This is a genomic window from Nonomuraea sp. C10 (assembly GCF_008017515.1).
GTDB lineage: Bacteria > Actinomycetota > Actinomycetes > Streptosporangiales > Streptosporangiaceae > Nonomuraea > Nonomuraea ferruginea.
In genome coordinates this window covers 5859237-5872771 of record NZ_VPFF01000001.1, presented here as the reverse complement: position 1 = coordinate 5872771, position 13535 = coordinate 5859237, and the positions used below count along the sequence as shown (strand labels likewise).

Genomic DNA, 13535 nt, shown 5'->3' with positions numbered 1-13535 from the left:
CTTCAACCGTAATAGCCGAGCCGCCGGCTTATCTCGCGCGCGCCCTCGGCCACGGACTCGCCCACCTCAGGAAGCCGTTGCGGGGTCAGCCGGAAGGACGGCCCGGACGCGCTCACGGCGGCCACGACCGCGCCGTCGATGTTCCTGACCGGCGCCGCGACCGCGTTGAGCCCCGGCTCCAGCTCCTCCACCGCGGCCGCCCAGCCGCGCCGGACGATCTCCTCCAGCCCGAGCTGCCGCCGGTCGGTGATGGTCAGCGGGGTGAACCGGCGCAGCTCGTCGGGCACGGCCAGCGCGCCGAACGCCAGCAGCACCTTGCCGCTGGAGGTGGCGTGCGGGGGAGTGCGGGCGCCGGCCCAGCTCTGCCCGCTGATCGCGGACGGGCCGCGCACCTGGCTGATGTTGACCACGTCGCCGTCGCGGGCCACCGCGATGTTGACGGTCTCGCCGACCTCCTCGGCCAGCCGCATGCAGACCGGCCTGCTCTCCCTGGCCAGGTCGAGCTGGGCGGTGGCGGCCCCGGCGAGCCGGACCACGCCGACGCCGAGCCGGTAGCGGCCCCGGTCGCCGGTCTGCTCCACCAGCCCGCCCTGCTCCAGGGCGCCGAGCAGCCGGGACGCGGTGGATTTGTGCACCTCCAGCTCCGAGGCGAGGTCCGTCACGCGGGTGGCGCCCTCGCGGGCCAGGATCTCCAGGATGGCGATGGCGCGGTCGACGGATTGCACGGAGCTGTTGCTCATAGCGCAACAGCTTAGTCCGTCCGAGCGCCGAGAGTCGTCGTCACCCTGACGAAAACAGGGCTTCCATGGCGCTATCCGGCGGCCGGGCTCAGCTCCGCGCCGAACGCGTCGGCGATCTTCAGCATGCCGCGGGCCAGTTCGTCGCGGTCCAGGGCGTCGATCCGCTCGGCCGGGCCCGACACCGACATGGCCGCCACCACCCGGTCGCCGTCGCGCACCGGCACGGCCAGGCAGTGCACGCCCAGCTCCTCCTCACCCAGGTCGAGCGCATAGCCGCGGTCGCGCACCACGTCGAACTCGGCGAGCATGGGGCCGGTGGCGGTGATCGTGTTGGGCGTCCGCCGCGGCATGCCGGTGCGCTCCAGCAGCGTGACCGCGTCGTGGGCGGCCCGCCACGCCAGCAGCACCTTGCCCACCGCCGTGCTGTGCGGCAGCACCCTCCTGCCGACCTCGGCGAACATCCGCAGCCTGCGCGGCGACGGCACCTGCGCCACGTAGACGATGAAGTCGCCTTCGAGCACCGCCAGGTTGGCCGTCTCGCCCGACAGCTCCACCATCCGCGTCAGGTGCGGCTGCGCCCACACGCCGACCATGCCCTCGGCCACGCCGCCGAGCCGCACCAGCCCGCCGCCCAGCGCGTAGCGGCGGTCGGACTCCTGGCGCACGTAGCCGCGCGACAGCAGGGTCTGCAGCAGCCGGTGGATGGTCCCGTACGGCAGCCCGGTGCGGGCGGCGATCTCCGACAGGCTCGCCTCACCGCCCTGCTCGGCCAGCGCCTCCAGCACGTCGAGCGCCCGCTCGACCGACTGCACGCTCACAGGGAGACCCCGCGCAGCGACGCGTCCAGCACCTCGGCGGTGTGCGCCACCTTGATCTCCGCTCCCTGGCGGCGCATCGCGGCGGCGATCTGCATGGTGCAGCCGGGGTTGGCCGACACCAGCAGCCCGGCCCCGGTGGAGCCGACGGCCTTGGCCTTGAGGTCGCCGAGGTCGCGGGCCGCCTCGGGCTGGAAGATGTTGTAGGTGCCGGCCGAGCCGCAGCAGATCGCCGAGTCGGGCACCTCGCGCAGGTCCAGCCCGGGGATGCCGCGCAGCAGCTCGCGCGGCTGCGACCGGACGCCCTGGGCGTGCGCCAGGTGACACGCGTCGTGGTAGGCCACGGTCAGCGGCAGCGGGCGGCGCTCGGCCGCCGGGCCCAGCTCGACCAGGAACTCCGACAGGTCCATCACCCGGAAGCCCGGCTCCTCGCCGAGCAGCTCCCCGTACTCCTTCATGGACGAGCCGCACCCGGCGGCGTTGACCACCACGACCTCGACGCCCGCCCTGCGGAAGGCGCGGACCGTGCGGCGGGCCAGCCGCCTGGCCTGGTCCTCGCGCCCGGCGTGCACGCTCAGCGCGCCGCAGCAGCCCTGCCCCGCGGGGATCAGCACGTCGCAGCCCTCCAGCGCGAGCACCCGCGCGGTGGCCGCGTTGACCTGCGGGAAGAACTCGCCCTGCACGCACCCGGTCAGCATGCCGACCACGGCCCGCCGCGGACCTCTGGCCCGCACCAGCCGGGGCAGCCGCTGCCGCCGACGCACCTCGGGGGCCAGCGCCGCCATCGCGCCCAGGCTCGGATGCGCCCGTTCCAGGAACGGCGCCAGCCGCCGGACCAGCCCCGTGCCGGGCCGCGTCAGCCGCAGCCTGCGCGGATACGGGAACAGCCCGAACACCAGGCCGCGCACCGCCCGCTCCTGGGGGTCGCGCTCGTGCGCCCGCTCCACCTCGGCCCTGGTCTGCTCGATCAGCCGGTCGTAGCGGACCCCGGAAGGGCAGGCGGTCACGCACGCCATGCAGCCCAGGCAGGCGTCGAAGTGGCCGGCCATCTCCGGCGTCACCGGAGTGCCCTCCACGTGCTGCTTCATCAGGTGGATGCGGCCGCGCGGGGAGTCCATCTCCTCGCCCCACAGCACGTACGTGGGGCACGTCGGCAGGCAGAACCCGCAGTGCACGCAGTCGCCGATCAGGTCGGGGTCCATCAGATGCCTCCCACGAACCGGCCGGGAGACATCCTTCGCCCCGGGTCGAACCGTTCCTTCACCCGCCGCATCAGCGGCAGCGCGCCGACGCGCCCCCACCGCTGGACGCTCTCGTACGGGGTCGCGTGCACGACGAGCCGGGCCCCGCAGGGCTCCAGCCGGTCGCGCAGCGCGTCCACCGCGCCGGAGACCTTCTCCTCGTCCTCCTCGCCCCACAGCTCCAGCCAGATCCGGCCGGTCACCGCGGACCCGCGCAGCGAGAAGCCGCTGTAGTGCACCGCGTCGAGCACCTCGGTCAGCGCGGCCGGCGGGAAGCGCACCTCGGCCAGCAGGTCGTCGTCGGCGATCAGCCCCCACTGCGGCGGCGGCTCGTCGCGCACCCCGGTCACCGGCTCGCCCATCCGCTCCGCCAGCGCCCGGGCCCGCTCCTCCGCCGCCGCGCCCTCGACGAGCACGGTCATCCAGATCGGCCCCTGCCCGTGCGGCCAGTCGAGCTCGACGGCGCTCGGCTCCTCCTGGGCGGAGGCCAGCATCGCGGCCAGCTCGCTCACCTGGCACGGCCCGCGCTCGGACACCTGGGGAGGTTCGATCACCGCCACGATCCAGCGACGGTCGGCGGGCAGTGGGTGGAGCCGGAAGGTGGCCTCGGCGATCACGCCGAGCGTGCCGAACGAGCCGGTGAACAGTTTGCCCAGGTCATAACCGGCGACGTTCTTGACGACCTTGCCGCCCGACCGTGCGACGGTGCCGTCGGGCAGCACGACGGTGATGCCGATAAGCAGGTCGCGGGCCGTGCCATAGCGGAAGGCGCGCGGCCCCGCGACCGCGGCGGCGAGCGTACCACCGATCGTGGTGCCTTCGGTGAACGGAACGTCGAGAGCGAGCTCCTGGCCGCTGCCGGCGAGCGCCGCCGCGAGCGCGTCCATGGTCACTCCGGCCTGGGCGCGCACCACCAGATCGCCGGCCGCGTGCTCGACGATCTCGTTCATGCAGCACAGGTCGAGCAGCACGTCCAGCCGCTCCGGCGGCGGGCCCCAGTGCAGCTTGGTGCCGCCGCCGACGGGCACGACCGCGAGGTCGCGGTCCGCGCAGGCGCGCATCAGGGCCGACACCTCCTCGACCGTCTCGGGCAGCGCCACCCAGCGCGGCGTCACCCCGCACACGGCGTCTTCCGGCCCGGCCTCCCTGACCGTCACCCCGGTCAGATCCTCTGAGAGCATCAGAACTGCTCCGCCTTCCCGGACTCCACCAGCGGGTGCACGCCCTTGCGCACCCCGGGCACCTCGCCGCACAGCCGCGGCGTGGGGAACACCTTGCCGGGGTTCGACAGGCCCCGGGGGTCGAACGCGCACCGTACGAGCTGCATGGTGTCGAGGTCGTCGTCGGTGAACATGCGCGGCATGTATCTCGCCTTGTCGACGCCCACCCCGTGCTCGCCGGTGATGGAGCCGCCGTGTTCGATGCACAGGTCCAGGATCGCGCCCGACACCGTCTCCGCGCGCTCGCCGGCGCCCGGCTCAGTGTCGTCGAACAGCACCAGCGGGTGCAGGTTGCCGTCGCCGGCGTGGAACACGTTCGCCACCCTGATGCGGTGCTCGGCCGACAGCCGGTCGATCTCGGCCAGCACGCGCGGCAGCGCGGTGCGCGGCACCACGCCGTCCTGCACGATGTAGGCCGGGCTGATCCGGCCGACGGCGGCGAACGCCGACTTGCGGCCCTTCCAGATCGCCGCCCGCTCCTCCTGGCCCGCCGCCACCCGCAGCTCGAACGCGCCCGCGCAGATCTCCTTGAGCCGCGCGAACTGGAGCTCGACCTCGGCCGACGGGCCGTCCAGCTCGACGATCAGCACGGCGCCCGCGCCACGCGGGTAGTCGCAGGCCACCGCCGCCTCGGCGGCCTCGATGGCCAGCGCGTCCATCATCTCGATCGCCGCGGGCACGATGCCGGCCCCGATGATGGCCGACACCGCCCTGCCGCCCTGCTCGATGTTCTCGAAGGCGGCCAGCACGGTGGTGACCGACTCGGGCGCGCGGCTCAGCCGTACCGTGATCTTCGTGGCGATGCCGAGGGTGCCCTCCGAGCCGATGAACGCGCCCAGCAGGTCGTAGCCGGGGTCCATCCGGTCCAGCGTCACCAGGTCACCGTCGGGGGTGACGATCTCGCAGGCCTCGACGTGGTTGACGGTGAAGCCGTACTTGAGGCAGTGGGCGCCGCCGGAGTTCTCCGCCACGTTGCCGCCGATCGAGCAGATCTGCTGGCTGGACGGGTCGGGCGCGTAGTAGTAGCCCTGGTCGCGCACCGCCTCGGTGATCGCCAGGTTGGTGACCCCCGGCTCGACGACCGCCCGGCGGTTCGGCAGGTCGACCTCCAGGATGCGGCGCATCCTGGAGGTGACGACGAGCACCCCGTCCTCGCGGGGCAGCGCGCCGCCCGACAGGCCCGTGCCCGAGCCGCGGGCCACGAAGGGCACCGCGAACTCGTTGCACAGCCTGACCACGGACGCCACCTGCTCGGCGGTGTCGGGGAGCACGACCACGCCCGGCGTGGCCCGGTGATAGGTGAGACCGTCACACTCGTAGGTACGCAGCCGGACGGGGTCTGTTATCACCGCGTCGGCGGGCAGCACCTCGCGCAGCGCCGCCGTCAGCGTGTCCAGCATGGCGCCTCCAGCGAACTCGGCCTCCCTATAGTGCAAATATATGGCGGCATCTACGGCATTCGGGCGTATGCCGGAAGCGTCAGGAAATCGGCGAAGTCGTCGTCCAGGGCGACCTCCTTGAACAGCTCCGTCGCCTGCCCGAACAGCTTCTCGTCGTAGCCCGGCTCGGCCGCGATCTTCTCCAGCTCCTCGCCGATGATCCGCTCGACCAGCTCCTTGGTGACCTGGGCCCCGGTGTCGGCGAGGGTGATGTCGTTGTGGATCCACTGCCAGATCTGGGAGCGGGAGATCTCGGCCGTGGCCGCGTCCTCCATCAGGTTGTGGATCGCCACCGCGCCCAGCCCGCCCATCCACGCGGCCAGGTAGCGCAGCGCCACGTCCACGTTGTTGCGCAGCCCCGCCTCGGTGATGTCGCCCGGCGTCTCGGAGACGGCCAGCAGGTCGGCGGCCGTGACGGTGACGTCCTCACGCAGCCGGTCGAGCTGGTTGGGGCGGTCGCCGAGCACGCCGTCGAAGACCTCGCGGCAGATCGGCACCAGGTCGGGGTGCGCCACCCAGGAGCCGTCGAAGCCGTCGCCCGACTCGCGCGTCTTGTCGGCGCGGACCTTCTCCAGCGCGACCGCGTTGACCTCCGGGTCACGCCGCGACGGGATGAACGCCGCCATGCCGCCGATCGCGTGCGCGCCCCGCTTGTGGCAGGTGCGCACCAGCAGCTCGGTGTACGCGCGCATGAACGGGGCGGTCATCGTCACCGCGTTGCGCTCGGGCAGCAGGAACTCGCGGCCCCGGGTGCGGAAGCTCTTGATCACGCTGAACAGGTAGTCCCAGCGGCCCGCGTTGAGCCCCGCCGAGTGGTCGCGCAGCTCGTAGAGGATCTCCTCCATCTCGAACGCGGCCGGGTAGGTCTCGATGAGCACGGTCGCCCTGATCGTGCCGTGCGGGACGCCCAGCAGCTCCTGGGCGCGGGTGAACACGTCGTTCCACAGCCGCGCCTCCAGGTGGGACTCCATCTTCGGCAGGTAGAAGTAAGGGCCGCTGCCCTTGTCGAGCTGCCGCTTCGCGCAGTGGAAGAAGTAGAGGCCGAAGTCGAACAGCGACGCCGACACCGGGTCGCCGTCGACCAGCGCGTGCTTCTCGTCCAGGTGCCAGCCGCGCGGCCGCACCACGATCGTGGCCAGCTCCTCGTCGGGACGGAGCGCGTAGGCCTTGCCGCCGGACTCGAAGTCGATCGTACGGTCGAGCGCCTCGCGCAGGTTGAGCTGGCCGAGCACGCAGTTCTCCCAGAGCGGGGAGTTGGCGTCCTCGAAGTCGGCCAGCCACACCTTGGCACCCGAGTTGAGGGCGTTGATGGTCATCTTGCGGTCGACCGGCCCGGTGATCTCGACCCGCCGGTCCTCCAGGCCGGGCGCGGGCGGCGCGACCCGCCAGTCGCCCTCCCTGATCTCCTTGGTCTCCGGCAGGAAGTCGAGCGTGCCGCCCGCCGCCAGCTCCCGCTGCCTGGCCTGGCGGGCCTCCAGCAGCTCCAGCCGCCTGCCGCCGAACTCCCGCTGCAGTGTCGTCAGGAACGAGAGCGCCTCGGGCGTGAGGACCTCGTCGAACCGGTCGAGCATCGGGCCGGTGATCTCCATGGTGCGATCTCTTTCCGCTTCGTGGAAAACTGCTTCTGGATTATGGAAGGGAAGCTACGCCATCCGGGTTCCGAGGGTCAAAGCCGGGGGTGCCTTCGGGGGCATCCCCGATGCGTGGGGGTGCCACGCGCGGAAGGATCGGGGGCATGAAGAGACTTGTGATCGCGGGTGGCCTCCTGGCCTCGGCCGCGTTGCTGACCGGCGGTCTGACGGGATGCGGCCTGACGGGCATCGCCGGGCCCACCGAGCAGGACTCCGTGTCGTACGAGGTCGCGGAGAAGGTCACGAAGCTGGAGGTGCACAACGGCTCCGGCGACACCGAGATCACCGAGACCGACCGCCGCACGGTGAAGGTCGACGAGACCATCCAGTGGCGCGGCGAGAAGCCGACGACCGAGCACACGGTCAACGGCGACACGCTTGTGATCAAGTACGACTGCCCGAGGCTGGTCGCCGGCAACTGCGGCGTCAACTACAAGATCGAGGTGCCGAAGGGCCTCCAGGTCACCACCGAGGCCGGCTCCGGCGACATCACGCTCAGGGCGCTGTCGGGGCCGCTCACCGTGAGCTCCGGCTCCGGCACGGTCGACGCCTCCGGCCTGACGGGCAAGACGGTCGTCGCCGAGCTGGGCTCGGGCGACATCGAGCTCGAGTACGCGGCCGCGCCGGACAGCGCCGAGGTGGAGACGGGCTCGGGCAGCGTCATCCTGCGCGTCCCCGACGAGGGCTACGACGTGAGCACCGACGTCGGCAGCGGCGACGCCACGGTCTCGGTCCGCGACGAGCAGAACGCGCCTCGCAAGATCAAGGTCAGCGCCGGATCGGGCGACGTCAGCGTGTTGCCGCAATAATCAGGTGTTGGCGGTGAGGATGTCGTGCCACGATCGGGGAAGACACCAAGGTGTCCAGACGTTTCCTATTAGAGATGACACGAATGCACGAAAACCCCGCGATCGAAGAGTACGAGACCGGCGAGATGGACCTCGAGGAGCGCCAGGCGCTACGGCGCGTCGCAGGCCTCTCCACTGAACTTCAAGACATTTCCGAGGTCGAGTACCGGCAGCTGCGACTCGAGCGGGTCGTCCTGGTCGGGGTCTGGACCTCGGGCACGGTCGAGGACGCGGAGAACTCGCTCCAGGAGCTGAAGCTCCTGGCCGAGACCGCGGGTTCCCAGGTCCTCGAAGGCCTGATCCAGCGCCGCAAGTTCGCCGACCCCTCCACCTACATCGGCTCCGGCAAGGCGCTGGAGCTGCGTGACGTGGTCGAGTCGACCGGCGCCGACACGGTGATCTGCGACGGCGAGCTGAGCCCTGGCCAGCTCCGCCAGCTCGAAGACATCGTCAAGGTGAAGGTGATCGACCGTACGGCGCTGATCCTCGACATCTTCGCCCAGCACGCGAAGAGCCGGGAGGGCAAGGCCCAGGTCGAGCTCGCCCAGCTCCAGTACCTCCTGCCGCGCCTGCGCGGCTGGGGCGGCAACCTGTCCCGTCAGGTCGGCGGCCGGGCGGCCGGCGGCATCGGCATCGGCGGACGCGGCCCCGGTGAGACCAAGATCGAGCTGGACCGCCGCCGCATCCGCGAGCGGATGTCCAAGCTGCGCCGCCAGATCAAGGGCATGTCCACCTCCCGCGACACCATGCGCCAGCGCCGCCAGCAGCGCGAGGTGCCCGCGGTCGCCATCGCCGGCTACACCAACGCGGGCAAGTCCTCGCTGCTCAACCGGATCACCGGGGCGGGCGTGCTGGTGGAGGACGCGCTGTTCGCCACCCTCGACCCGACCGTGCGCCGCTCGCGCACGCCCGAGGGCAGGCTGTTCACGATCGCCGACACCGTCGGGTTCGTCCGCCACCTGCCGACCCAGCTCGTCGAGGCGTTCCGGTCGACGCTTGAGGAGGTCGGCGACGCCGACCTGATCCTCCACGTGGTCGACGGCTCGCACCCCGACCCCGAGGGTCAGCTCGCCGCCGTGCGCGAGGTCTTCGGGACCATCGAGGGCGCGTCCGACCTGCCGGAGATCGTGGTGATCAACAAGGCCGACGCGGCCGACCAGGAGGTGCTCGACCGCCTGACGCGACGCGAGCGCGACAGCGTCGTGGTGTCCGCCCGCACCGGCGCCGGCATCCCCGAACTGCTGGCCCTCATCGAGCGCAGCCTGCCGCGGCTCGACCACGAGGTCGCGCTGCTCGTCCCGTACGACCGGGGCGACCTGATCTCGCGGGCCCACAAGGAGGGCGAGGTGCTCTCGGTGGACCACGTCGAGGAGGGCACCATCCTGCACGCCCGCGTGCTGCCGAGCCTCTACCAGGAGCTGATGCGCGTAGGCAAGCCGGTCGAACGAGTCTCTTAACGGCACGCGAGGGCAGCTCTGGTCACAAAGTGGCCAGGGCTGCCCAAACGCGGCAGTGGTCCCGCAACGCTGGGATTGCTAGGATTAGCCGAGCCTTTCGGCTTAATGACACGGGTTAAGGGATGACGGCTGCTGCGCACGATGGAGCACGCGGGGGCCTGTGGTTGAGGGTGTGGCGTCTGGGATGAGTGGGCTTTCTTCCGGATAACCCTGTACAGCAAGCCCGCTTGTGAAATAACGTAACTGAACTGAAATCGCCGGATCATGAGTCCGGCGATACGGTCACCGCTACAGCATTGCGGATGAGAGCAGGAGACCCCCATGTCGTCCGGACCCGGAGCGGACTCAGTGGGCGCGGCGGAGGCCGTGCGCTGCGTGCTGCTCCCGCGTGGGGCGGTGATGCGGTGACCGTTCGGTTGCTGACCAACATCGGCCGCCTGTGGACCGGCAACGAGGTCCTCAGCAACGCCGCCATCCTCGTGCACAACGACCGCATCGCGTGGGTCGGCCGGGCGCCTGACCTGCCGCAGAGCGTCCCCGGCGTCGTCGACGACATCGTCGACGTCGACCACGTCGAAAACCTGAGCGGCGCGCTCGTCACCCCAGGCCTCATCGACGCCCACACCCACCCCGTCTACGCCGGCAACCGCTACGCCGAGCTGGCCATCCGCACCGGCGGCTCGACCTCCGCGTCGATCACCGCCGCGGGCGGCGGCGTGGGCTCGACCGTCACCGTGACGCGCGGCACCGACCCGTGGACGCTCTGCAACGGCGTGCGCGAGCGGCTGCGCGGCTGGCTGCTCAACGGCACCACCACCGTCGAGGCCAAGACCGGCTACCACCTCACCCGCGACGGCGAGCTGGCCGACGTGCGGCTCCTGCGCGAGCTGGAGAAGGAGCCGATGATGCCGCGGGTGCACGTCACCTTCCTCGCGGCGCACGTCGTGCCTCCCGAATACTTCGGCCGCCAGCGCGAATACGTCGAGGCCGTGGGCGCCTGGTGCGCCGACGCGGCCGCGGCCGGCGCCGACAGCGTCGACGTCTACTGCGACGAGGGCCACTTCACCACCGAGGAGTCCCGCTGGGTGCTCGCCTCGGGCCGCAACGTCGGCCTGCTGCCGCGCATCCACGCCGGCCTCTTCAGCCGCCGCGGCGCCGTGCAGCTCGCCGCCGAGCTCGGCTGCGCCTCCGCCGACGGCCTGCACCACATGTCCGAAGAGGACATCGCGATCATGTCCCGCTACGGGGTGCCCGCCGTCGTCTGCCCCGCCACCGCCCTCCAGCGCGGCCACCTGCCGCCGGTCCGCCAGATGATCAAGCACGGCGTGCAGATCGCGCTCGGCAGCGACCACAACCCCGGCTACTGCGGCATCACCTCGATGTCGCTGGTCATCGCGATGGCGGTGTCGGCGTTCGGGATGAGCGTCAACGACGCGCTGCGCGCGGCGACGCTGGGCGGCGCGACCGTCCTCGGCGCTCCCGACCGAGGGGTGCTGCAGCCGGGACGCCTCGCCGACATCGTCCAGTGGGACGCCGACCACGAGGGCGCCTTCGCCTGGTCCTTCGGCCTCAAGCCGCGCCGCGTCTGGCGGGGTGGGACGCCGGTTCAGTAGTTAAAGTCGGGGTATGCCGCCCGCTGTCGCCGTAGTCACGGATTCCACCGCTTACTTGCCTGAGGTGCCGGGCGTCGCTGTTGTCCCCGTACAGGTGATTTCCGGTGATCAGTCCTGGGATGAGCCCGAGTTCGCCGGAAATTTCGCCACAGCAACCACTTCGCGGCCCGCGCCGGAGCGCTTCGCGTCCTGCTACGCCGCGCTCGCCGCGCGAGGCGCGGCGAGCGCCGTGTCCATCCACCTGTCGGGAGACCTGTCCGGCACGGTGGAGGCGGCCAGGACGGCGGCACGCGAGGCGCCGCTGCCGGTTACGGTCGTGGACAGCCGCTCGATCGGGATGGGTGTCGGCTTCCCCGTCCTGGCGGCGGCCCGCGCCGCCGAGGCGGGGGAGTCCCTGGACTCGGTGGCGGCTGCGGCCAGCCGGTGCGCCGCCCGCACGCGGACCTTCTTCTACGTCGACACGCTGGACCACATGCGCCGTGGCGGCCGGATCGGCGCGGCGGCCTCGCTGCTGGGCTCGGCCCTCATGATCAAGCCATTGCTGCACCTGACGGACGGGCGCATCGCCCTGCTGGAGAAGGTCCGCACCTCGGCCCGCGCCCTCACGCGCCTGGAGGACCTGGCGGTGGAGGAGGCGGGCGACGAGCCGGTCGAGATCGCCGTCCAGCACCTGGCCGCCCCGGACCGCGCCGAGTCCCTCGCCGCCAACCTGGCGAAGCGGGTGCGCGGGCCGGTGGGGATCCGGGTGGTGGAGGTGGGCGCGGTGATCGGGGTCCACGTGGGGCCGGGCATGCTGGGCATCACGATCTCTCCGACGTCGTAGCCGGGGGTGGTCGCGGCGGTGGCTGGGGAGGGCCTGTCGCGACGGGGAGGTTCGCGCGGGACCGGGGGGTCCAAGGCTTTTCGGGAACACGGGGGGTTGGCACTGTGCCTAGCTTGACGTCTCGAGCGCGCCTTTTTAGGAGCCTGGGGCGCTGGTACCGCGCCCAGCCTGTCGTCTTGGGTGCGGCTTTTCGTGACCCCGGGGCTCCGGTGCCGTCCCTAGCTTGATGTCCCGGACGCGGCCTTTCGGGAACCCCTCGGTCGGCTGCCGTACCGGGTGTCTTCGTTCGCTGGGCTCGCCGTAGGGCCTGTGAACAAGGCGTCGTTGTCCACAGAACCTCGTTCGGGACGTGTCGGGCACCGGGCTGCCCCGTACCTTTCCGGCCGTGCGCGCCCAAGATTCGACGTCCGAGCGGACCATCGCCGAGTCCCGGCTCCGTTCTCTCACCGGTTCCGAGGGTGCCCCGTTCTCCGCCGGGGTGCCCGAGTCCTTCCAGGCCTTCCGGGCCGCCGCTCCCGCCCTGGACCCCGGGCGGCCCGGCGTGCGTGTCCTGCTGGCCCTCGGCGCCGCGGCGGTCCTGGTGGCGGGTTTCCTCCTCTGGCGCGCCCAGCCCGTCCCCGAGCCCTTGCCTGACCCGGCTCCGCTTGCCAGCGCGACGCCCGCCACCACCCCGACGACCAAGGTGACCGTCCACGTCGCCGGAAAAGTCCGTGAGCCGGGCGTCTACCCCCTGCCTACCGGCTCCCGCGTGCAGGACGCGATCACCGCCGCCGGAGGCATCCGCCGAGGCGCCCCTCTGGGCACTCTCAACCTGGCCAGACGCCTCGTCGACGGTGAGCAGATCATGGTCGGCGCCCCAGCGGCTGAGCCGGGCTCCGCCGCCGCACCCGAAGCCGCCGTCATCGACCTCAACGCCGCCACCCTGGACCAGCTCGAACAACTCCCCGGCGTGGGCGAGGTCCTGGCCTCCCGCATCGTCGACTTCCGCACCAGCCACGGCGGCTTCACCAGCGTCGACCAACTTCGCGAGGTCAGCGGCATCGGTACCCGGCGGTTCGAGGAGATCAAGCCGAAGGTCCGCATCTGATGCCGATCCCGATCCGTCCCTCAGCCACCACCCAGACCCCCAACGATCGTGTCGACGCCGCACCCGGCAGCGGCAGAGCGGAGGGCGGCGAAAGCAGCAGGCCCGCATTCGGCGGCGCGAAATCCAGCGTCGGAACGTTCTGCGGCGGGACGTTCGACGGCGGGAAGTCCAGCACTCCGACTCCCAACGAGAACGATCGTGTTGACGCCCCGCCTGGCAGCGGCAGGGCGGAAGGTGGCGAAAGCAGCAGGCCCGGATCCGGCGGAGGGAAGTCCACCGTCGGGAGCTTCGGCGGCGGAAGGTTCGGCGGCGCAAAGTCCAGCGTCGGGGGGTTCGACGGCGGAAGGTTCGGTGGCGCGAGGGGCGGCGGCGAGAAGTCCAGCGTCGGGAGGTTCGGTGGCGGGGTGTTCGGTGGCGTGAAGTTCGATCGCAGGAAGCCCGCCGTCGGAAAGTTCGGTGGCCGGACGTTCGGCCGCAGGAAGTCCACTCTGGGGGAGTTCGATGGTGGAAGATCCGGCGTCAGAAGGATCGGTGCTGGGAGGCTCGGCGTCGGGAGGTCCGGTGGCGGAAGAACCGGCCTCGGGAAGCCTGGTGCGGCGAGGTTCGGGGTCAGGAAGTTTG

Annotated in this window: 11 protein-coding genes; 5 read left to right on the top strand and 6 right to left on the bottom strand. The window is 71.6% G+C overall.

Annotation, left to right across the window (positions count from 1 at the left end):
- Positions 1–2: 2 nt before the first annotated feature.
- The 6 genes from FR742_RS26900 to aceB form a co-directional block, all read right to left on the bottom strand.
- Positions 3–740 (bottom strand): IclR family transcriptional regulator, encoded by a 738-nt coding sequence (locus tag FR742_RS26900; protein WP_187281325.1) that lies wholly within the window; start codon positions 738–740, stop codon positions 3–5.
- A gap of 71 nt (positions 741–811) precedes the next feature.
- Positions 812–1552: an IclR family transcriptional regulator gene (locus tag FR742_RS26895; RefSeq protein WP_148034838.1), complete on the bottom strand. Its 741-nt coding sequence runs from the start codon at positions 1550–1552 to the stop codon at positions 812–814.
- A 2-nt stretch (positions 1553–1554) separates the two neighbouring features.
- The gene (locus FR742_RS26890) at positions 1555–2757 is read right to left on the bottom strand and encodes a (Fe-S)-binding protein (RefSeq protein WP_148033518.1); all 1203 of its coding nucleotides are present in this window, start codon (positions 2755–2757) and stop codon (positions 1555–1557) included.
- Positions 2757–3977, bottom strand: coding sequence for an FAD-binding oxidoreductase (locus FR742_RS26885; RefSeq protein ID WP_148033517.1), 1221 nt, complete (start codon positions 3975–3977; stop codon positions 2757–2759). The genes FR742_RS26890 and FR742_RS26885 overlap by 1 nt, the downstream gene beginning before the upstream one ends.
- Positions 3977–5416: an FAD-linked oxidase C-terminal domain-containing protein gene (locus tag FR742_RS26880; RefSeq protein ID WP_148033516.1), complete on the bottom strand. Its 1440-nt coding sequence runs from the start codon at positions 5414–5416 to the stop codon at positions 3977–3979. Before FR742_RS26880 ends, FR742_RS26885 begins: the two co-directional genes overlap by 1 nt.
- Positions 5417–5466: 50 nt before the next feature.
- Positions 5467–7044 (bottom strand): malate synthase A, encoded by a 1578-nt coding sequence (gene aceB / locus FR742_RS26875; protein WP_148033515.1) that lies wholly within the window; start codon positions 7042–7044, stop codon positions 5467–5469.
- A gap of 146 nt (positions 7045–7190) precedes the next feature.
- On the opposite strand from aceB, the gene FR742_RS26870 reads away from it, so the two are divergent.
- The 5 genes from FR742_RS26870 to FR742_RS26850 all read left to right on the top strand — a co-directional run bounded on the left by FR742_RS26870 (position 7191) and on the right by FR742_RS26850 (position 12914).
- Entirely contained in the window at positions 7191–7895 is a 705-nt protein-coding gene (locus FR742_RS26870; protein WP_148033514.1) for a DUF4097 family beta strand repeat-containing protein, read from the top strand.
- Positions 7896–7978: 83 nt separating this feature from the next.
- On the top strand, positions 7979–9391 hold the full coding sequence (gene hflX / locus FR742_RS26865; RefSeq protein ID WP_148033513.1) for a GTPase HflX: 1413 nt from the start codon (positions 7979–7981) through the stop codon (positions 9389–9391).
- 404 nt (positions 9392–9795) lie between these two features.
- A complete protein-coding gene (gene hutI, locus FR742_RS26860; protein WP_148033512.1) occupies positions 9796–11004 on the top strand; it encodes an imidazolonepropionase in 1209 nt (402 codons plus the stop codon).
- Positions 11005–11017: 13 nt separating this feature from the next.
- A complete protein-coding gene (locus FR742_RS26855) occupies positions 11018–11827 on the top strand; it encodes a DegV family protein (RefSeq protein ID WP_148033511.1) in 810 nt (269 codons plus the stop codon).
- Between the two features lie 385 nt (positions 11828–12212).
- Positions 12213–12914 (top strand): ComEA family DNA-binding protein, encoded by a 702-nt coding sequence (locus FR742_RS26850; protein ID WP_261808759.1) that lies wholly within the window; start codon positions 12213–12215, stop codon positions 12912–12914.
- Positions 12915–13535 lie beyond the last annotated feature (621 nt).

Coding starts and splice junctions, on each gene's coding strand:
- aceB (WP_148033515.1), bottom strand. CDS start 7,044: ATGGAGATCACCGGCCCGATGCTCGACCGGTTCGACGAGGTCCTCACG.
- FR742_RS26890 (WP_148033518.1), bottom strand. CDS start 2,757: ATGGACCCCGACCTGATCGGCGACTGCGTGCACTGCGGGTTCTGCCTG.
- FR742_RS26870 (WP_148033514.1), top strand. CDS start 7,191: ATGAAGAGACTTGTGATCGCGGGTGGCCTCCTGGCCTCGGCCGCGTTG.
- FR742_RS26880 (WP_148033516.1), bottom strand. CDS start 5,416: ATGCTGGACACGCTGACGGCGGCGCTGCGCGAGGTGCTGCCCGCCGAC.
- FR742_RS26855 (WP_148033511.1), top strand. CDS start 11,018: ATGCCGCCCGCTGTCGCCGTAGTCACGGATTCCACCGCTTACTTGCCT.
- hflX (WP_148033513.1), top strand. CDS start 7,979: ATGCACGAAAACCCCGCGATCGAAGAGTACGAGACCGGCGAGATGGAC.
- FR742_RS26900 (WP_187281325.1), bottom strand. CDS start 740: ATGAGCAACAGCTCCGTGCAATCCGTCGACCGCGCCATCGCCATCCTG.
- FR742_RS26885 (WP_148033517.1), bottom strand. CDS start 3,977: ATGCTCTCAGAGGATCTGACCGGGGTGACGGTCAGGGAGGCCGGGCCG.